25 protein-coding genes are annotated in these 17,298 nt (G+C 68.1%); 5 read left to right on the top strand and 20 right to left on the bottom strand.

What is annotated here, in order from left to right; genetic code table 11:
• Position 1: 1 nt before the first annotated feature.
• The 19 genes from rplN to ACFC0G_RS37510 form a co-directional block, all read right to left on the bottom strand.
• Positions 2-370 (bottom strand): 50S ribosomal protein L14, encoded by a 369-nt coding sequence (gene rplN / locus ACFC0G_RS37600; RefSeq protein WP_003956455.1) that lies wholly within the window; start codon positions 368-370, stop codon positions 2-4.
• A gap of 98 nt (positions 371-468) precedes the next feature.
• Entirely contained in the window at positions 469-750 is a 282-nt protein-coding gene (gene rpsQ, locus ACFC0G_RS37595; RefSeq protein ID WP_024755411.1) for a 30S ribosomal protein S17, read from the bottom strand.
• Entirely contained in the window at positions 750-974 is a 225-nt protein-coding gene (gene rpmC / locus ACFC0G_RS37590) for a 50S ribosomal protein L29 (RefSeq protein ID WP_017239580.1), read from the bottom strand. Before rpmC ends, rpsQ begins: the two co-directional genes overlap by 1 nt.
• Complete coding sequence (gene rplP / locus ACFC0G_RS37585; RefSeq protein ID WP_015035580.1) at positions 974-1,393, bottom strand: 50S ribosomal protein L16; 420 nt, start codon at positions 1,391-1,393, stop codon at positions 974-976. Before rplP ends, rpmC begins: the two co-directional genes overlap by 1 nt.
• A gap of 5 nt (positions 1,394-1,398) precedes the next feature.
• The gene (gene rpsC, locus ACFC0G_RS37580; RefSeq protein WP_017239578.1) at positions 1,399-2,247 is read right to left on the bottom strand and encodes a 30S ribosomal protein S3; all 849 of its coding nucleotides are present in this window, start codon (positions 2,245-2,247) and stop codon (positions 1,399-1,401) included.
• Positions 2,247-2,594: a 50S ribosomal protein L22 gene (gene rplV / locus ACFC0G_RS37575; protein ID WP_024755410.1), complete on the bottom strand. Its 348-nt coding sequence runs from the start codon at positions 2,592-2,594 to the stop codon at positions 2,247-2,249. Before rplV ends, rpsC begins: the two co-directional genes overlap by 1 nt.
• 43 nt (positions 2,595-2,637) lie before the next feature.
• Positions 2,638-2,919 (bottom strand): 30S ribosomal protein S19, encoded by a 282-nt coding sequence (gene rpsS, locus ACFC0G_RS37570; RefSeq protein WP_024755409.1) that lies wholly within the window; start codon positions 2,917-2,919, stop codon positions 2,638-2,640.
• Positions 2,920-2,931: 12 nt separating this feature from the next.
• Complete coding sequence (rplB, locus tag ACFC0G_RS37565) at positions 2,932-3,768, bottom strand: 50S ribosomal protein L2 (RefSeq protein WP_315891596.1); 837 nt, start codon at positions 3,766-3,768, stop codon at positions 2,932-2,934.
• A gap of 40 nt (positions 3,769-3,808) precedes the next feature.
• On the bottom strand, positions 3,809-4,132 hold the full coding sequence (rplW, locus tag ACFC0G_RS37560; RefSeq protein ID WP_024755407.1) for a 50S ribosomal protein L23: 324 nt from the start codon (positions 4,130-4,132) through the stop codon (positions 3,809-3,811).
• Positions 4,132-4,782: a 50S ribosomal protein L4 gene (gene rplD / locus ACFC0G_RS37555; protein WP_125744788.1), complete on the bottom strand. Its 651-nt coding sequence runs from the start codon at positions 4,780-4,782 to the stop codon at positions 4,132-4,134. The genes rplW and rplD overlap by 1 nt, the downstream gene beginning before the upstream one ends.
• Before the next feature lie 7 nt (positions 4,783-4,789).
• On the bottom strand, positions 4,790-5,434 hold the full coding sequence (gene rplC, locus ACFC0G_RS37550; protein WP_024755405.1) for a 50S ribosomal protein L3: 645 nt from the start codon (positions 5,432-5,434) through the stop codon (positions 4,790-4,792).
• An 11-nt stretch (positions 5,435-5,445) separates the two neighbouring features.
• Positions 5,446-5,754, bottom strand: a complete 309-nt coding sequence (gene rpsJ, locus ACFC0G_RS37545) for a 30S ribosomal protein S10 (protein WP_003948644.1) — start codon at positions 5,752-5,754, stop codon at positions 5,446-5,448.
• A 434-nt stretch (positions 5,755-6,188) separates the two neighbouring features.
• Positions 6,189-7,427 (bottom strand): RNA polymerase sigma factor, encoded by a 1,239-nt coding sequence (locus ACFC0G_RS37540; protein ID WP_376412960.1) that lies wholly within the window; start codon positions 7,425-7,427, stop codon positions 6,189-6,191.
• A complete protein-coding gene (locus ACFC0G_RS37535) occupies positions 7,424-7,786 on the bottom strand; it encodes a YciI family protein (RefSeq protein ID WP_376412957.1) in 363 nt (120 codons plus the stop codon). The genes ACFC0G_RS37540 and ACFC0G_RS37535 overlap by 4 nt, the downstream gene beginning before the upstream one ends.
• Before the next feature lie 202 nt (positions 7,787-7,988).
• Complete coding sequence (gene tuf, locus ACFC0G_RS37530) at positions 7,989-9,182, bottom strand: elongation factor Tu (protein ID WP_125744782.1); 1,194 nt, start codon at positions 9,180-9,182, stop codon at positions 7,989-7,991.
• Positions 9,183-9,332: 150 nt separating this feature from the next.
• The gene (gene fusA / locus ACFC0G_RS37525) at positions 9,333-11,462 is read right to left on the bottom strand and encodes an elongation factor G (protein WP_376412953.1); all 2,130 of its coding nucleotides are present in this window, start codon (positions 11,460-11,462) and stop codon (positions 9,333-9,335) included.
• Positions 11,463-11,501: 39 nt separating this feature from the next.
• On the bottom strand, positions 11,502-11,972 hold the full coding sequence (gene rpsG / locus ACFC0G_RS37520) for a 30S ribosomal protein S7 (RefSeq protein WP_024755400.1): 471 nt from the start codon (positions 11,970-11,972) through the stop codon (positions 11,502-11,504).
• 2 nt (positions 11,973-11,974) lie between these two features.
• Positions 11,975-12,346, bottom strand: a complete 372-nt coding sequence (gene rpsL, locus ACFC0G_RS37515; RefSeq protein ID WP_003948652.1) for a 30S ribosomal protein S12 — start codon at positions 12,344-12,346, stop codon at positions 11,975-11,977.
• 356 nt (positions 12,347-12,702) lie between these two features.
• Complete coding sequence (locus tag ACFC0G_RS37510) at positions 12,703-13,152, bottom strand: helix-turn-helix domain-containing protein (RefSeq protein WP_376412949.1); 450 nt, start codon at positions 13,150-13,152, stop codon at positions 12,703-12,705.
• Positions 13,153-13,403: 251 nt separating this feature from the next.
• On the opposite strand from ACFC0G_RS37510, the gene ACFC0G_RS37505 reads away from it, so the two are divergent.
• The 3 genes from ACFC0G_RS37505 to ACFC0G_RS37495 all read left to right on the top strand — a co-directional run bounded on the left by ACFC0G_RS37505 (position 13,404) and on the right by ACFC0G_RS37495 (position 14,768).
• The gene (locus ACFC0G_RS37505; protein ID WP_125744776.1) at positions 13,404-13,679 is read left to right on the top strand and encodes a WhiB family transcriptional regulator; all 276 of its coding nucleotides are present in this window, start codon (positions 13,404-13,406) and stop codon (positions 13,677-13,679) included.
• Between the two features lie 124 nt (positions 13,680-13,803).
• Entirely contained in the window at positions 13,804-14,535 is a 732-nt protein-coding gene (locus ACFC0G_RS37500; RefSeq protein WP_376413043.1) for a hypothetical protein, read from the top strand.
• A gap of 29 nt (positions 14,536-14,564) precedes the next feature.
• The gene (locus tag ACFC0G_RS37495; protein WP_376413040.1) at positions 14,565-14,768 is read left to right on the top strand and encodes a hypothetical protein; all 204 of its coding nucleotides are present in this window, start codon (positions 14,565-14,567) and stop codon (positions 14,766-14,768) included.
• Positions 14,769-14,868: 100 nt separating this feature from the next.
• On the opposite strand, the gene ACFC0G_RS37490 is transcribed toward ACFC0G_RS37495, so the two are convergent.
• Entirely contained in the window at positions 14,869-15,696 is an 828-nt protein-coding gene (locus ACFC0G_RS37490; protein ID WP_376412946.1) for a RimK family alpha-L-glutamate ligase, read from the bottom strand.
• A 286-nt stretch (positions 15,697-15,982) separates the two neighbouring features.
• On the opposite strand from ACFC0G_RS37490, the gene ACFC0G_RS37485 reads away from it, so the two are divergent.
• Both ACFC0G_RS37485 and ACFC0G_RS37480 read left to right on the top strand, forming a co-directional pair.
• Positions 15,983-16,393 (top strand): hypothetical protein, encoded by a 411-nt coding sequence (locus ACFC0G_RS37485; protein ID WP_376412943.1) that lies wholly within the window; start codon positions 15,983-15,985, stop codon positions 16,391-16,393.
• Between the two features lie 144 nt (positions 16,394-16,537).
• Entirely contained in the window at positions 16,538-17,149 is a 612-nt protein-coding gene (locus ACFC0G_RS37480; RefSeq protein WP_376412940.1) for a phage tail protein, read from the top strand.
• Positions 17,150-17,298 lie beyond the last annotated feature (149 nt).

Below are 17,298 nucleotides of genomic sequence, written 5' to 3'. Positions count from 1 at the left end.
CTTACAGCACCTCCGGCGCGAGCGAGATGATCTTCATGAACTTCTTCTCGCGCAGCTCACGGCCGACCGGGCCGAAGATACGGGTGCCACGAGGGTCGCCGTCGTTCTTGAGAATGACAGCGGCGTTCTCGTCGAAGCGGATGTACGAGCCGTCCTGGCGGCGGCGCTCCTTGACGGTGCGAACGATGACCGCCTTGACGACGTCACCCTTCTTCACGTTGCCACCGGGGATCGCGTCCTTGACGGTGGCGACGATGACGTCACCGATGCCCGCGTAGCGGCGACCCGAGCCACCGAGAACACGGATGCAAAGGATCTCCTTGGCACCAGTGTTGTCGGCGACACGCAGTCGCGACTCCTGCTGGATCACGTCTATCTCCTGATTGTCTGCCGGTTCCCGGCCGGGGCTTCAGAAGAAGCCCCGGCCGAGCCTGGCGGAACGAACTCGAAGGGTTACCCCTTCAAGAATTACTTGGCCTTCTCGAGGATCTCGACGACGCGCCAGTGCTTCGTCGACGACAGCTTCCGGGTCTCCATCAGGAGGACGCGGTCACCGATGCCGGCAGCGTTCTGCTCGTCGTGAGCCTTGAGCTTGTTCGTACGGCGGATGACCTTGCCGTACAGCGCGTGCTTGACGCGGTCCTCGACAGCGACGACGACGGTCTTGTCCATCTTGTCGCTGACGACCAGGCCCTCGCGGACCTTGCGAGCGTTGCGCTCGGTCTTCTCAGTCACGTTGCTCTCGCTCATCAGGCGTTCTCCACCGTCTCGATGCCCAGCTCGCGCTCACGCATCAGGGTGTAGATCCGGGCGATGTCCTTACGGACGGACTTGAGCCGGCCGTGGTTCTCGAGCTGGCCCGTCGCCGCCTGGAAGCGGAGGTTGAACAGCTCTTCCTTGGCCTCGCGGAGCTTGTTGAGAAGCTCCTCGTTGCCCAGCTCGCGCAGCTCGGACGCCTTGGTACCGGCCGACATCACAGCTCACCTGCTTCGCGCTTAACGATCTTGCACTTCATCGGCAGCTTGTGGGCCGCACGGGTCAGGGCCTCGCGCGCGATCTTCTCGTTCGGGTAGGACAGTTCGAACATCACCCGACCCGGCTTGACGTTCGCGATCCACCACTCCGGAGAACCCTTACCGGAACCCATGCGGGTCTCGGCAGGCTTCTTCGTCAGGGGGCGGTCCGGGTAGATGTTGATCCAGACCTTGCCGCCACGCTTGATGTGGCGGGTCATCGCGATACGAGCAGCCTCGATCTGGCGGTTCGTCACGTACGCCGGCGTGAGGGCCTGAATGCCGTACTCGCCGAACGCAACCTGCGTACCACCCTTGCTCATACCCGAGCGCTTGGGGTGGTGCTGCTTGCGGTGCTTGACCCTACGGGGGATCAGCATTTCGGTCAGGCCTCCGTTCCGGTGCTCTCAGCCGGAGCGGCAGCGGCGGCGGGAGCGTCGGCCTTGGGGGCCTCGGCAGCCGGCGCGGACTGCTGCTGCGGCTTGCGGCCGCGGCCGCCACGCTCGCCACCACGGCCACCACGGCCGGCCGGGCGGTCGCCAGCGCCGGCACCACGGGCCGGGCGGTTACCCGCACGGGCCGCAGCGTTCTCGGCGCGGACCTCGGCGATGTTCTTGACGTCGCCCTTGTAGATCCAGACCTTGACGCCAATGCGACCGAAGGTCGTCTTGGCCTCGAAGAAGCCGTAGTCCACGTTCGCGCGGAGCGTGTGCAGCGGCACACGACCCTCGCGGTAGAACTCCGAGCGGGACATCTCGGCGCCGCCGAGACGACCGCCACACTGGATCTTGATGCCCTTGGCGCCGGCCTTCATCGTGCCCTGCATGCTCTTACGCATGGCGCGACGGAAGGAGACGCGGGAGGAGAGCTGCTCGGCAACGGCCTGAGCAACCAGCTGAGCGTCCATCTCGGGGTTCTTGACCTCGAGGATGTTCAGCTGGACCTGCTTGCCCGTGAGCTTCTCGAGGTCACCGCGGATGCGGTCGGCCTCGGCGCCACGGCGGCCGATGACGATGCCGGGACGCGCGGTGTGGATGTCCACACGCACACGGTCACGGGTGCGCTCGATCTCAACCTTCGAGATGCCGGCGCGCTCCATGCCGGACGTCATCATCCGACGGATGGCGACGTCTTCCTTGACGTAGTCCTTGTACAGCTTGTCGGCGTACCAACGGGACTTGAAGTCCGTGGTGATGCCGAGCCGGAACCCATGCGGGTTAACCTTCTGGCCCATTACCGGGTTCCTTCCTTGCTGCTGACGACCACGGTGATGTGGCTGGTCCGCTTACGGATCCGGAATGCACGGCCCTGAGCACGCGGACGGAACCGCTTCAGGGTCGGGCCCTCATCGACGTACGCCTCGCTGATGACCAGCGAAGAGGCGTCAGTGTGGTCGTAGTTGTGTGCAGCGTTGGCAATGGCGCTGTCCAGCACCTTGCCAACCGGCACGCTCGCGGCCTGCGGGGCGAAACGCAGGACCGCCTGAGCCTCCGTGGCGTCCATGCCACGGATAAGGTCCACCACTCGGCGGGCCTTCATGGGCGTGACGCGGATGTACCGCGCCTGGGCCCTGGCTTCCATGGTTGTCCTTCCAGTGTCTGTCATGGTCGATTCCACCCCGCTACTAGCGGCGCTTCGACTTCCGGTCGTCCTTCACGTGACCCCGGAAGGTGCGCGTCGGCGAGAACTCGCCGAGCTTGTGGCCGACCATCGACTCGGTGACAAACACCGGAATGTGGGTCTTGCCGTTGTGCACCGCGATCGTGTGGCCGAGCATGGCCGGGATGATCATCGAGCGACGGGACCAGGTCTTGATGACGTTCTTGGTACCGGCTTCGTTCTGTACGTCCACCTTCTTTACGAGGTGTCCGTCGACGAAGGGTCCCTTCTTGAGACTGCGCGGCATCTAAACCCGCTCCTAGCGCTTCTTGTTCGTCTTGCGGCGGCGGACGATGTACTTGCTCGAAGCCTTCTTCGGCGAGCGAGTACGACCCTCCTTCTGACCCCACGGGGAGACCGGGTGGCGACCACCGGAGGTCTTACCCTCACCACCACCGTGCGGGTGGTCCACCGGGTTCATCGCCACACCGCGAACGGTCGGGCGAACGCCCAGCCAGCGCTTACGGCCGGCCTTGCCCCAGTTGATGTTCGACTGCTCGGCGTTGCCGACCTCGCCGATCGTCGCGCGGCAGCGGGCGTCGACGAGACGGATCTCGCCGGACGGCATACGAAGGTGGGCCATCGTGCCCTCCTTCGCCAGCAGCTGCACGGAGGCACCAGCGGAGCGCGCGAACTTGGCGCCGCCACCGGGACGGAGCTCGATCGCGTGGATCGTGGTACCGACCGGGATGTTGCGGAGCGCCAGGTTGTTGCCGGGCTTGATGTCCGCGCCGGGGCCGTTCTCGACCCGGTCACCCTGCGAGAGGTTCTTCGGGGCGATGATGTAGCGCTTCTCGCCGTCCGCGTAGTGGAGCAGCGCGATGCGCGCGGTGCGGTTGGGGTCGTACTCGATGTGAGCGACCTTCGCCGGCACGCCGTCCTTGTCGTGACGACGGAAGTCGATCACCCGGTAGGCGCGCTTGTGGCCGCCACCCTGGTGTCGAACCGTGATCCGACCGGTGTTGTTACGGCCGCCCTTGCTGTGCAGGGGGCGGACCAGCGACTTCTCCGGCGTGGACCGCGTGATCTCGACGAAGTCGGCTACGGAGGAGCCACGACGGCCCGGCGTAGTCGGCTTGTACTTGCGGATTCCCATTTCTCAGTCCTCGTCCGATTCCGGACGATCCAGACCGCCCTTAGGCGGTCGGACCGCCGAAGATGTCGATACGGTTGCCCTCGGCAAGGGTCACGATGGCGCGCTTGGTGTCCTTGCGCTTACCGAAACCGGCCTTGGTGCGCTTGCGCTTGCCCTGGCGGTTGATCGTGTTGACCCCGGTGACCTTGACCGAGAAGACCGCCTCGACGGCCTGCTTGATCTGGGTCTTGTTGGAGCCAGGCGCGACGATGAACGTGTACTTGTTCTCGTCCAGCAGGGCGTAGCTCTTCTCCGAGACAACCGGCTTGACGAGAATGTCGCGCGGGTCCGAGAAGGTCTTGCTGGTGACGACGGCCTCAGTCATCAGGCGTCGCTCCCTTCGGTCTCAGCGGTCTGGGGGCCAGACACGAAGGACTCGAGGGCGGCCTGAGTGAAGACCACGTCGTCGGAGACGATCACGTCGTACGTGTTGAGCTGGCCCGGCTCCAGGATGTGCACCTGGGGCAGGTTACGAGCGGACAGCCACGCGGCCTCGTCGGAGCGCTCGACGACCAGGAGCAGGTTCTTGCGCTCCGAGATCTTGCCGAACAGCGTCTTCGCGGCCTTGGTGGAAACGTCACCCTCGACCACGCCGGTGACGACGTGGATGCGGGAGTGGGTGGCCCGGTCCGAGAGGGCACCGCGGAGGGCGGCGACCTTCATCTTCTTCGGGGTCCGCTGCGAGTAGTCACGCGGCTGCGGGCCGTGGACGACGCCACCGCCGACGAACTGCGGAGCGCGGGTCGAACCCTGACGGGCGCGGCCGGTGCCCTTCTGGCGGTAAGGCTTCTTGCCACCACCACGGACTTCGCCACGACGCTTGGTCTTGTGCGTGCCCTGACGGGCAGCGGCCAGCTGAGCGACGACGACCTGGTGGATCAGCGGAACGCTGACCTTGGCGCCGAAGATCTCCTCGGGGAGCTCGACGGTCCCGGTCTTGTCGCCTGCCGGCGAAAGGATGTCAATGGTGCTCATCGGTTCCTCAAACCCCCTTGGCCGCGGTGCGGACCAGGACGAGGCCACCGTTAGGGCCGGGGACGGCGCCCTTGATGAGCAGCAGACCCTTCTCGGCGTCAACGGCGTGGACGGTCAGGTTCTGGGTGGTCACACGCTCGTTGCCCATGCGACCGGCCATCTTCATGCCCTTGAAGACACGACCCGGGGTGGCGCAGCCACCGATGGAGCCGGGCTTGCGGTGCACGCGGTGGGCACCGTGCGACGCCTTGCCACCACGGAAGTTGTGGCGCTTCATGACACCGGCGAAGCCCTTGCCCTTGCTCTTGCCGGTGACGTCGACCTTCACGCCGGCCTCGAAGAGCTCGGCGGTGATCTCCTGGCCGAGCGTGTACTCGGAGGCGTCAGCGGTGCGGAGCTCCACCAGGTGGCGGCGCGGGGTGACGTCAGCCTTGGCGAAGTGACCCTTGAGGGGCTTGTTCACCTTGCGAGGGTCGATCTCGCCGAAGGCGATCTGGACCGACTCGTAGCCGTCGACGTCGTTCGTACGGACCTGGGTCACGACATTCGGGCCGGCCTTGACGACGGTCACCGGGACGACCCGGTTGTTCTCGTCCCAGACCTGCGTCATGCCGAGCTTCTCGCCCAGGATGCCCTTGATGTTCTTAGCCATCTCGCGCGCCCTCAGAGCTTGATCTCGATGTCAACGCCCGCCGGGAGGTCGAGACGCATGAGCGAGTCAACCGTCTTCGGCGTGGGGTCGAGGATGTCGATGAGGCGCTTGTGCGTGCGCATCTCGAAGTGCTCGCGCGAGTCCTTGTACTTGTGCGGCGACTTGATGACGCAGTACACGTTCTTCTCAGTGGGCAGCGGCACCGGGCCCGCGACCGACGCACCAGTGCGCGTCACCGTCTCGACGATCTTCTTCGCCGAGGAATCGATGACCTCGTGGTCGTAGGCCTTGAGCCGGATGCGGATCTTCTGTCCCGCCATGGCTACTAGTAGTCCTGTCTCTCGTAACGCTCTGGACTCGGGGGTTCTCTTGACTCTGTCTCCGACCCACGCGGTCGGGCGTGTCGCACTCCCTCTACGCAGAAATCCCGAAGGATTTCCCAACCAAGGGGGTGCGGTCCCTAGAACCGCGGGCCGGGGGCAGAACACCACCCGAGTGCCTGGTCTGCACCCCGCTGACGCTTCCCGGAAGATTCCCGTACGTCCGCTCCTGAGAAGGAGCGACGAGTACTGTGGGACTCGCTTCCGGTCCTCCCGACGGGAGGCGCGCAGCATCGGCACTCAACCGAGCAACCCCGACAGTCTGCCATACGGGACCTTCCGGCCGCCAATCGGGGGCGAAGACTGTACCCCACGTCACGTACGGCCAAGCCTCGGGGCGCACGTGCCGCCCCGGAAGTCCCGCTCAGCCCCTCTCATCCCAACCGCCGCGCCCGCTCCGTCAGATGACGGCGCTCGGGAGCACTCGTCGTGTGACGGGCCGCCTCGCGGTAGGCGGCGGCCGCGCCCCCCTCGTCGCCCAGCAGTTCGAGAAGGTGCGCGCGGGTCGCGAGGAGCCGGTGGTGGCGCGCGAGCCGCTTGTCCTCCGCGAGGCCGGCGAGCAGCTCCAGACCCGCCTCCGGGCCGTGGACCATCGCGACCGCGACCGCGCGGTTGAGCGTGATCACCGGGTTGTCCTCGGTCCGCTCCAGCAGCTCGTACAGCGCGAGGATCTGCGGCCAGTCCGTCGCCCCGGCGGACTCGGCCTCGTCGTGCACGGCCGCGATCGCCGCCTGGAGCTGGTACGGGCCGACCCGCCCCTTCGGCAGCGTACGGCTGATGAGCTCGACGCCCTCCGCGATCAGCCGGCCGTCCCAGCGGCCCCTGTCCTGCTCCGCGAGCGGCACCAGCTCGCCGTGCGGGCCCGTGCGGGCCGGGCGGCGGGCGTCGGTGAGCAGCATGAGCGCGAGAAGGCCCGCCGTCTCGGTGTCCTCGGGGACGAGCCGGTGCAGGAGCCGGGCGAGCCGGATCGCCTCCGTGGCCAGCTCGGGCACGGTGAGGTCGTCGCCGCCGCTGGCCGTGTAGCCCTCGTTGAAGACGAGGTAGAGCACGTGCCGCACCTCGGCGAGGCGGGCCGCCCTGTCCTCCCCCGCGGGCCCGGCGAGCGAGCCGCCCGCCGCCTTGATCGTCTGCTTGGCCCGGCTGATCCGCTGCGCCATGGTCGACTCGGGCACGAGGAAGGCCGCGGCGATCTGCGCGGTGGTGAGGCCGCCGACGGCGCGCAGGGTGAGCGCGATCCGGCTGGGGGGCGACAGGTCCGGGTGGCAGCAGAGGAAGAGCAGGGACAGCGAGTCGTCCTCGCCGCCCGCGGGAGCGTCCGCGGGCCGGGCGACGAGCTCGGAGTCCGGGGTGGCGAGCGAGAGTGCGTCCTCGCGGCGCCGGCGCGCGGCCTCGCTGCGTACCAGGTCGATGTACCGGCGCTGGGCGACGGTCAGCAGCCAGGCGCGCGCGCTGTCGGGGACGCCCTCGTCGGGCCACTGCCGCGCGGCGGCGATCAGCGCCTCCTGGACGGCGTCCTCGCAGAGGTCGAAGTCGCCGTACCGCCGGACGAGCGCGCCGAGGACCCGCGGCGCGTACGTGCGCAGCAGGTCCTCGATCTCCTGGGGCCCGGTCACACGTCCGCCGCGGACTCGTGCAGGATCGGCCAGAGTTCAACGGGGTCGACGTCCGCGAAGGGCATGTCCGCGGCGATCTCCTGCGCCCGCTCCAGGCTGTCGCAGTCGAGCAGGTAGAAGCTGGCCAGGTACTCCTTGGTCTCCAGGTACGGCCCGTCGGTGATCACGGGGGCGCCGCCCTGGCGGCGGACGAGCTGGGCGGCGGCCGCGTCGGCGAGTCCGTACGCGCCGATCAGCTCGCCGCTCTCCCGGTACCGCCGGTTGAAGGCCTCCTGCTTGGCGATCGCCTCGGGCCAGGCCTCGGCCGGGAAGGACTCCCACTTGGCCTGGTTGCCGTAGATCATCGCGACGTACTTCATCTCGGGTGTCCTCCCCGTCCCGCGTGCCCCTGTGGCCCGCTGTCACCCATGGGTCGGAGCCGCCGGCGCGGGCTCGACATCGGACGACAGTATTTCCCGGAACTTTTCGAAGATCACTCGGCGGGAACGCGAGAAGGCCCCGCACCTTTCGGTGCGGGGCCCTCTCTTGGAGCTCGTTGGAGCTACCAGGTCAGATCACGGATCAGGCAGTGATCTTGACGACCTGGCCGGCGCCGACGGTCCGGCCACCCTCACGGATGGCGAACTTGAGGCCCTCCTCCATGGCGATGGGCTGGATCAGCTCAACGCTCATGGCGGTGTTGTCGCCCGGCATGACCATCTCGGTGCCCTCGGGGAGGGTCACGACGCCGGTCACGTCCGTGGTACGGAAGTAGAACTGCGGGCGGTAGTTGTTGAAGAACGGGGTGTGACGGCCACCCTCGTCCTTCGACAGGATGTAGGCCTGGGCCTCGAAGTTGGTGTGCGGCGTGACCGAGCCCGGCTTGATGATGACCTGGCCGCGCTCGACGTCCTCACGCTTGATGCCACGGAGGAGCAGACCGACGTTCTCACCGGCCTGGCCCTCGTCGAGCAGCTTGCGGAACATCTCGATACCGGTGACCGTGGTGGTGGTCTTCTCGGTCTTGATACCGATGATGTCGACGGTCTCGTTGACCTTGAGGACACCACGCTCGATACGACCGGTGACGACGGTGCCACGACCGGTGATCGTGAAGACGTCCTCGATCGGCATGAGGAACGGCTTGTCGACCTCGCGCTCGGGCTGCGGGATCGACTCGTCGACGGCCTTCATGAGACCGAGGAGAGCCTCGCCCCACTCCTTGTCGCCCTCGAGCGCCTTGAGCGCCGAGACACGGACGACCGGAAGGTCGTCGCCCGGGAAGTCGTACTCGGAGAGGAGCTCACGCACCTCGAGCTCGACGAGCTCCAGGATCTCCTCGTCGTCCACCATGTCGGCCTTGTTCAGGGCGACGACGATGTACGGAACGCCGACCTGGCGGGCCAGGAGCACGTGCTCCTTGGTCTGCGGCATCGGGCCGTCGGTGGCCGCGACCACGAGGATGGCGCCGTCCATCTGCGCCGCACCCGTGATCATGTTCTTGATGTAGTCCGCGTGACCGGGGCAGTCAACGTGGGCGTAGTGACGCGACTCGGTCTGGTACTCGACGTGCGCGATCGAGATGGTGATACCGCGCTGGCGCTCCTCGGGAGCCTTGTCGATCTGGTCGAAGGCCGAGGCCTCGTTCAGGTCCGGGTACGCGTCGTGCAGCACCTTGGTAATGGCGGCCGTGAGGGTCGTCTTACCGTGGTCAATGTGACCGATGGTGCCGATGTTGACGTGCGGCTTAGTCCGCTCGAACTTTGCCTTCGCCACTGAATCCTCCTGCGGAGTGGTTCTGTACGCCTTGCTTCATCGGCGCCAGGTGATCTTTGCTGGGATGCCAGTCGCCGGGGCCCGATCCTCGGGGTTCCGGGGTGAAACCCCGGCGACTGGTGTCAAGCCTAAAGCGTGAACTCGGGAGAGTTACTCGCCCTTGGCCTTCGCGATGATCTCCTCGGCGACGTTCCGCGGAACCTCGGCGTAGGAGTCGAACTGCATCGAGTAGCTTGCGCGACCCGAGGTCTTGCTGCGGAGGTCTCCGACGTAGCCGAACATCTCCGAGAGGGGCACGAGGCCCTTCACGACGCGAGCGCCGCTGCGCTCCTCCATGGCCTGAATCTGACCACGGCGGGAGTTGATGTCGCCGATGACCTCACCCATGTAGTCCTCGGGCGTGGTGACCTCGACGGACATCATGGGCTCGAGGATGACCGGCGAAGCCTTGCGCGCGGCCTCCTTGAAGGCCTGCGAACCGGCGATCTTGAACGCGAGCTCGGAGGAGTCGACCTCGTGGTAGCCACCGTCGAGAAGGATGACGCGGACGCCAGTCATCTCGTAGCCGGCCAGGATGCCGAACTGCATGGCCTCCTGCGCACCCGCGTCGACCGAAGGGATGTACTCCTTCGGGATGCGGCCACCGGTGACCTTGTTCACGAACTCGTACGTGGCGTCGCCGTCCGTGATCGGCTCGATCGCGATCTGCACCTTGGCGAACTGACCGGTACCACCGGTCTGCTTCTTGTGGGTGTAGTCCACGCGCTCGACGGTCTTGCGGATCGTCTCGCGGTACGCGACCTGCGGCTTGCCGACGTTCGCCTCGACCTTGAACTCGCGACGCATACGGTCGACGAGGATGTCGAGGTGAAGCTCGCCCATACCACCGATGATGGTCTGGCCGGTCTCCTCGTCCGAGTGCACCTGGAAGGAGGGGTCCTCCTCCGCGAGACGCTGGATGGCGACACCCAGCTTCTCCTGGTCACCCTTGGACTTGGGCTCGATCGCGACCTGAATGACCGGCGCCGGGAAGTCCATGGACTCCAGGATGACCGGGTTCTTGTCGTCGCACAGCGTCTCACCGGTGGTGGTCTGCTTCAGGCCCATGACGGCGACGATGTCGCCGGCGCCCACCGAGTCGATCTCCTCACGCTTGTTCGCGTGCATGCGGTAGATCTTGCCGATGCGCTCCTTCTTGCCCTTGACGGAGTTCAGCACCGCGGTGCCGGCCTCCAGGCGACCGGAGTAGATCCGGACGAAGGTGAGCTTGCCGAGGTGCGGGTCGCTCGCGATCTTGAACGCGAGGGCCGACAGCGGCTCCTCGTCGGACGGCTTGCGCTTGACGACCAGCTCCGCGTCCTTGACGTCGTGGCCCTCGATGGCCTCGACGTCCAGGGGGGAGGGAAGGTAGCGCACGACCGCGTCGAGCAGGGGCTGGACGCCCTTGTTCTTGAACGCGGTGCCACAGAAGACGGGGGTGACCGTCTTCTCGCCGCCACCCTTGCCGGAGGCAATGGTGATGCGACGGACGGCAGCGTAGAGCTGCTCCTCGGTGGGCTCGACGCCCTCGAGGAAGAGCTCCATGAGCTCCTCGTCGTTCTCGGAGACGGACTCGATCAGCTTGCCGCGGTACTCATCGGCGAGCTCGACGAGGTCGGCCGGGATGTCGACGACGTCGTACATCTCGCCCTTGGACGCGTCCGCGGACCAGACCAGGGCCTTCATGCGGACGAGGTCCACAACACCCTGGAAGTCCATCTCGGCGCCGATGGGCAGCTGCATGACGATCGGGACCGCGCCAAGGCGGTTCACGATCATGTCGACGCAGCGCAGGAAGTCGGCGCCCGTACGGTCGAGCTTGTTGACGAAGCAGATACGCGGGACGCCGTAGCGGTCCGCCTGTCGCCAAACGGTCTCGGACTGGGGCTCAACGCCGGCCACACCGTCGAACACGGTGACAGCACCGTCGAGCACGCGCAGCGAACGCTCCACCTCGACGGTGAAGTCGACGTGACCCGGCGTGTCGATGATGTTGATCGTGTGATCGACATTCTCGAGCGGCCAGTGGCAGGTCGTCGCGGCGGACGTGATCGTGATGCCGCGCTCCTGCTCCTGCTCCATCCAGTCCATCGTGGCAGCGCCGTCGTGGACTTCACCGATCTTGTAAGAGACGCCGGTGTAGAACAGGATCCGCTCGGTGGTGGTCGTCTTGCCCGCGTCGATGTGCGCCATGATGCCGATGTTGCGCACCTTGGCAAGGTCAAGCGAAGTGGTAGCCATATCGGCTCAGTCTTCTCTCGGTCTCGATGTGGGTTGCGACTACCAGCGGTAGTGCGCGAAGGCCTTGTTGGACTCGGCCATCTTGTGCGTGTCCTCACGCTTCTTGACCGCAGCTCCGAGGCCGTTCGAGGCGTCGAGGAGCTCGTTCAGGAGGCGCTCGGTCATGGTCTTCTCGCGACGGGCGCGGGAGTAACCGACGAGCCAGCGCAGCGCGAGGGTGGAGGCGCGACCGGGCTTGACCTCGATCGGCACCTGGTAGGTGGCGCCACCGACACGGCGGGACTTGACCTCGAGGGACGGCTTGACGTTCTCGAGAGCGCGCTTCAGCGTGATGACCGGGTCCTGGCCGGTCTTCTCACGAAGACCCTCCATGGCGCCGTACACGATGCGCTCGGCGGTGGAACGCTTGCCGTCCAGCAGGATCTTGTTGATCAGCGAGGTGACAAGAGGAGAGCTGTAGACCGGGTCGATGATGACCGGGCGCTTCGGGGCGGGGCCCTTACGAGGCATTCTTACTTCTCCTTCTTGGCGCCGTAGCGGCTGCGAGCCTGCTTACGGTTCTTGACGCCCTGCGTGTCGAGGGAACCGCGGATGATCTTGTAGCGAACACCCGGCAGGTCCTTCACACGGCCACCGCGCACGAGCACGATGGAGTGCTCCTGCAGGTTGTGGCCCTCACCCGGGATGTAGGCCGTGACCTCGATGCCCGAGGTCAGACGCACACGCGCGACCTTACGGAGGGCCGAGTTCGGCTTCTTCGGGGTGGTCGTGAACACACGCGTGCAGACGCCACGACGCTGAGGGGAACCCTCAAGTGCGGGCGTCTTGTTCTTCTCGACCTTGTCCTGCCGGCCCTTACGGACCAGCTGCTGGATCGTAGGCACTACTTCTCCGGTTTCTGTGTGCCGTCGGTGTAACTAACCTGGAACACTCACCGACCCACGCGGTCGGGTGTGTCGAATCTCGCGGACCTCCGCCGAAAGGCGGAAAAGGCGCGGATCACGGTGGCCGTTTCGCGGACTCGCCGTGCGGCGGAAGACACGCACGCGAGCCCAGGCACACCCCAGGCACAAGGCATGAGCGTACCTATCGCATGGACTCCGGTCAAAACAAATGCCCACGCGCACGGAGCTCCGGGCGCGTCGGGGCGTGCCGGATCACCCCGGGATCACCCCGGGGGCCGCCCGGAGAAGGGGTGCCGGGACGGACCCGGCACCTGGGACCGTCCGGCGGGCGGCGGTCAGTCGCGCGCGGTGCGCCTCGCCTCGACGGCGGCGGCGTCGTCCAGACCCTCCTCGTCGGGCTCCAGGAACTGGTTCACGACCTTGACGAAGACGCCCAGGCGCTCGTCGGGCACGCCGAGCCAGCGGGCGAAGTCCTCCATGGTCGGCTGCCAGTCGTTGGGCGGCAGCAGGTCCGCCGCGAGCGGCAGCTCCTCGGGGGTGACCCGGCCGGACCGGATCAGCATGTCCCGGACGGAGACCCCGAGGAGCGGGGCGATCCGGCGCATCGTCTCCAGGTCGGGCATGCTCTGCCGCTGGAGCAGACGGGTCACGGCGGCGCGGTGCACCCCGGCCTCGTCGGCGATACGGGACTTCCCGCCGCCCCGGGGACTGTCGATGTCGTACCCGCGCGCCCTCATCAGGCCTTCGACCCAGCCCGCGAATTCGTCGAGCCCTTGACTGGTCATGTGTACCGCTCCCTTACTCCCCACCCTCCGGATATCTACCTTAGCGTGCTTGCGCGCACAGAATTACGTGCTTTCGGGCACGCAATCGTGTCGAATCGATGAAGACCCGGTCGGGACATCCCCACAAGTTTGTTGCGCGCTCGCACGCAACGTGTAAGGCTGCTCATCGCCGCACTCGTCGGCCCCCTGAGCCCCAGAAGCCCCACCGGCCCCATGGACGCCCCGGTGGCCCCGGACCGTGGAGAAACCTCTTGTTCCCGACCGACCCGTCCCCCTGGCAGGCCTCCGCCGCGTGCGCCGGCCTCTCCCCGTCCGTCGTCTTCGCCCGCCGGCCCAAGGACGCGGCCCCGGCGCTCCGCGCCTGCGCCGACTGCCCCGTCCGCCGCGAGTGCGAGGCGGCCGTGGCCCCCGCCGAGAGCTACTTCGACGGCGTCTGCGCGGGCCGCCTGTGGCGCAACGGCCGCGCGGCGGACGCGCAGCGCGTCGCGAAGGCGGTCGCCATGGCGGGGAGCCGCCGCCGTGGCTGACCTCACCGACAGCGGCACGAGCACGCCGAGCAGCGGGCGCACGCCGAGCAGCGCGCACACGCCGAGCGGCACGAGCTCGCCGAACAGCCCGAGCACGCCGAGCACGCCGAGCGGCGCGAGCAACCTGAACAGCGCGAGCACCGTCGAGCTCGTGCTGCGGGACATCGCCCTCTGGACCGCCTCCCTCGTACGGCAGTTCCCCGAGCTCGCCGAGGAGCTGGCCCCCGGTCGCCGCTCCCCCGCAGGGACCGCCCCCACCGCCCCGCACCCCGGCCGCGACGAGCTGATCCGCGAGGAGCGGCGCGAGGCGCTGCTCCTCGAACAGCGGCACGGCCTCTCCGTTCCCGGGCACGGCGCCGCCCCGATCCGGCTGCACATCTCCGACGCCATCCGGGACATCACCGACGGCGTGGTGGAGCTGGAGGAGGCGGTCTGCGCCCGGCTCGGCCTGCCGCGGCCGCGCCGCGCCGGGGTGATCGAGCGGCTGCGGCGGATCGTCGGGCTGCTCGACGCCGTCGCCGGCCACCCGGTCCTCGCCCGGCACGTCCGGGACGAGATCCGGCGGATGGCCCGCCGGTGCGCCAGGACGCTGGGCGACTCGGAGACGATCGTCCGGGTCTCGGGGCGCTGCCCGTGGTGCGACTCGGTGTCGCTGCGGGCGTTCCCCGACCGGCGCGCGGTGCTGTGCGTGAACCCGGCGTGCGTGTGCACGGACGCGGCGTGCGGCTGTCAGGACGACCCGGCGTACCGGCACCTGTGGCCGGAGAGCGCGTGGGGGGAACTGACGGAGGCCTCGGGGACCCGTACCGAGGAGATCGAAGCGGCGATGGACGACACGAAGGAGACCTCATGCTGAGCTCGCCCGCGATGCCCGCGATGCCCGCGATGGCCGGACTGCCCGCGCTGCCCGCGCTGATCCCCGGGCCGCTCGCCGCCGAGGAGGCCGGGGTCGCCCCCGCGACGATCCGCAAGTGGGTCCAGCTGGGTCATCTGCGGGCCGCGGGCAAGGCGGGCCGTGCGCAGCTCTTCCGCCTGGAGGACGTCTTCGCCGCGGAGCGGCTGGCCCGCCGCCGTACCCGTACCGCCTGATCGTTCCGATCGTTCGTCACCGAAGCGCCCCGATTCCGGATCCGGAATCGGGGCGCTTCGTCATGCCGTCATGCCGTCACGCCCTCATGCCCTCATGCCCTCATGCCGCGAGGAAGGCGCGGAGGGAGCCGACCAGGGCGTCGGCGAAGCGCTCGCGCACCGGCTCGGCGACGCGGTCGAGGGAGAGGTACGGGTTGAGGTCCTCCAGCTCGACGAGGAGCAGCCCGCCCTCCGGGGTGCGGCAGGCGTCGACGCGCTGGATGCCGTGGTCGAGGGTGTTCCAGTCGACGAAGCGGCGGGCGAAGCCGAGGTCCTCCGCGGTCGGTTCGTACGGCTCCAGGACCCAGCGGCGCTCGGGGTCGGGGGCGTAGAGGGCGTACTGGAAGAGGTCGTCGACGAAGTAGAAGGAGACCTCGTACCGGAAGTCGATGCGGGGCTGGACGAGGAGCTCGCCGTACGGGAGGGCGGCGAGCTCCTCGTACGCCACGAAGCGCAGGCCTATGGAGTCGGCGCCGGCCTTGGGCTTGACCGCGTACTCCGCGGCGGCGGGCAGCCGGTGGAGGTCCTCGGGGCGGTCGGCGGTGGGGATGACGGGGTACCCGGCGGCGGTGAGGTCGAGCAGGTACTGCTTTCCGGCCATGTCGCCGCGCCCGTGGAGGGGGTTGTAGACGCGGGTGCCGAGGGCCCGGGCCCGCTCGCGGAAGGCCTCGTACTCCTTCTGGTAGGCGAGGACGGGGCCGCTGTTGCGGACGACGACGGCGTCGAAGCCCTCCATGAGGGCGGCGGCGTCGAGCGGGTGGCAGAGGGCGAGGTCGAAGTCGGCGCGCAGCCGGGCGGTGAGGTGGACGTCCTCGTCGCCGTAGCGCCGCCCCTTGGCCGGGTAGGTCAGGTCGGTGACGTAGAGCAGGCGGGGGCGGTCGGCGGACACGGGCGGCTCCCTCGGTTCGGTGGCGGCCAACCTATCGAGGGAGGTGTCCCCCGGCCGCGGCGGATCCGTTCCCCGTTCTAGTTGCGTGCGCGCACGATCGCTGTCACAGTTGGTGCAGCGGCGGAGCTGCGCCCGCAGGACGGGACGCGGCTCCGCCGTCCGCCGTCCGGGTGCGCTGCCGCGCCCCGCCCCCTCCCGCCGGAGCGCCCCGGGCGGCACCCCGTCCCGCCCACCCCGGGCGGCACACCCGTCCCGCCCTCCCTCCCCTCTCCCGAGGAGAACCGTCATGACCACTCCCCCGAGTGCTTTCCCGGACGTCGAGAAGCTGGTCGTCGACGTCCTCAAGGCCGACCCCGCCCTGGCCGGCGCCACGATCGCGGTCAACGCGCCCGCCGGCTTCGACGGCACGACGAGCGCCGTCCTGGTGAACCGCCGCGGCGGCGCCTGGATCGGCGACCAGCACGTCGACATGCCGCTGATCGAGTTCGAGGTGTACGGGCCGAGCAAAACCGCCGCCCACGTCCTCGCCAACGCGGCCCGGCGGGCGCTGCTCGCCACCATCGGCAAGCACCTCGGTGCCAACAACGTCGTCCACGACGTCGAGGAGCAGGACGGGCCGCGCTGGCTGCCCGACTACCTCTACCGGGGCGCCAACCGCTACCTCTGCGTGATCCGCCTCTCCCTGAGCGTCTTCTGAGCCCGCCCGGCTCCCTGACGGACGCTCACCCCACAGACCAGGCCTCGCCGTCCGGCGGGGCCTTTGCCGTACCCGGACCGGATGTCCGGGAACGGCCGCCCTCTCAACCCGAGCAACCCGACCAACCCAAGGAGAAACACCACCATGGCTGGAAACAACTCTGCCGAGATCCGCGTCGCAGGTACCGGCAAGCTCTACGTGGCCGACGCCGGCACGACCGCCCCGGCCACCTTCGGCACCGACACCGCCGTCGACTGGACCGGTGCGGGCTGGAAGGACCTGGGCTTCACCACCGGCGACGGCGTCACCTTCTCGAAGAAGGACAAGCTGGAGGCCATCGACTCGTGGCAGTCGGTCTCCCCGGTGCACTACATCTACTCGAGCCGTGACCTCTCGCTGAAGTTCTCGATGCTCCAGTTCAACGAGGACACGCTGCCCTTCTTCATGGGCGGCGGCGCCGTCAAGGCGGAGCCGACCCCGGCGGTCGACACCTACCGCTACGAGATCGCCGAGCGTCCGTTCGCCGACGTGCGCGCCCTCGGCCTGGAGTTCACCGACGTGAAGGCCGGTGGGACGACCGCGGTCACGTACCGCTTCATCATCCCGCGCGGCCAGGTCACCGCCTCCGACGACATCAAGCTGGCCCGCAAGGCGGCCTCCCAGCTGGGTGTCACCTTCTCCGCCATGTCGAAGGGCGACGGCAAGCCGCTGGCGACCTTCCTCATGAAGGACAGCCAGTACTCCGCGACCGTCTGATCCTTCTCCACCCGGGGCGGGGGGGGGGGGCCCCCCGCCCCCCCCCCCCCCCCCCCCCAAAACAACCGAAAAAAGCGTAAACCAACACAAAAGCCCCGTGGACGGCAACACCCCCCCCCCCCCCCCCCCAGGCGGCCCCAGCCCCCCCA

This window comes from Streptomyces sp. NPDC056169 (assembly GCF_042268445.1).
Classification (GTDB): domain Bacteria; phylum Actinomycetota; class Actinomycetes; order Streptomycetales; family Streptomycetaceae; genus Streptomyces.
The sequence above is the reverse complement of the archived record's forward strand: the minus strand, read 5'-3'. Positions and strand labels throughout refer to the sequence as shown.

What these genes read in the sequence shown, in the direction of transcription:
- rpsQ (WP_024755411.1), bottom strand. Translation starts at nt 750, where the DNA reads ATGAGCGAGAGCAACGTGACTGAGAAGACCGAGCGCAACGCTCGCAAG.
- rplC (WP_024755405.1), bottom strand. Translation starts at nt 5,434, where the DNA reads ATGGCTAAGAACATCAAGGGCATCCTGGGCGAGAAGCTCGGCATGACG.
- rpsG (WP_024755400.1), bottom strand. Translation starts at nt 11,972, where the DNA reads ATGCCTCGTAAGGGCCCCGCCCCGAAGCGCCCGGTCATCATCGACCCG.
- ACFC0G_RS37510 (WP_376412949.1), bottom strand. Translation starts at nt 13,152, where the DNA reads ATGACCAGTCAAGGGCTCGACGAATTCGCGGGCTGGGTCGAAGGCCTG.
- rpsC (WP_017239578.1), bottom strand. Translation starts at nt 2,247, where the DNA reads ATGGGCCAGAAGGTTAACCCGCATGGGTTCCGGCTCGGCATCACCACG.
- rplP (WP_015035580.1), bottom strand. Translation starts at nt 1,393, where the DNA reads ATGCTGATCCCCCGTAGGGTCAAGCACCGCAAGCAGCACCACCCCAAG.
- ACFC0G_RS37495 (WP_376413040.1), top strand. Translation starts at nt 14,565, where the DNA reads ATGGCCGGACTGCCCGCGCTGCCCGCGCTGATCCCCGGGCCGCTCGCC.
- ACFC0G_RS37485 (WP_376412943.1), top strand. Translation starts at nt 15,983, where the DNA reads ATGACCACTCCCCCGAGTGCTTTCCCGGACGTCGAGAAGCTGGTCGTC.
- rpmC (WP_017239580.1), bottom strand. Translation starts at nt 974, where the DNA reads ATGTCGGCCGGTACCAAGGCGTCCGAGCTGCGCGAGCTGGGCAACGAG.
- rplD (WP_125744788.1), bottom strand. Translation starts at nt 4,782, where the DNA reads ATGAGCACCATTGACATCCTTTCGCCGGCAGGCGACAAGACCGGGACC.
- rpsS (WP_024755409.1), bottom strand. Translation starts at nt 2,919, where the DNA reads ATGCCGCGCAGTCTCAAGAAGGGACCCTTCGTCGACGGACACCTCGTA.
- rpsJ (WP_003948644.1), bottom strand. Translation starts at nt 5,754, where the DNA reads ATGGCGGGACAGAAGATCCGCATCCGGCTCAAGGCCTACGACCACGAG.
- ACFC0G_RS37480 (WP_376412940.1), top strand. Translation starts at nt 16,538, where the DNA reads ATGGCTGGAAACAACTCTGCCGAGATCCGCGTCGCAGGTACCGGCAAG.
- ACFC0G_RS37535 (WP_376412957.1), bottom strand. Translation starts at nt 7,786, where the DNA reads ATGAAGTACGTCGCGATGATCTACGGCAACCAGGCCAAGTGGGAGTCC.
- rplV (WP_024755410.1), bottom strand. Translation starts at nt 2,594, where the DNA reads ATGGAAGCCAGGGCCCAGGCGCGGTACATCCGCGTCACGCCCATGAAG.
- fusA (WP_376412953.1), bottom strand. Translation starts at nt 11,462, where the DNA reads ATGGCTACCACTTCGCTTGACCTTGCCAAGGTGCGCAACATCGGCATC.
- rplB (WP_315891596.1), bottom strand. Translation starts at nt 3,768, where the DNA reads ATGGGAATCCGCAAGTACAAGCCGACTACGCCGGGCCGTCGTGGCTCC.
- rplW (WP_024755407.1), bottom strand. Translation starts at nt 4,132, where the DNA reads ATGACTGAGGCCGTCGTCACCAGCAAGACCTTCTCGGACCCGCGCGAC.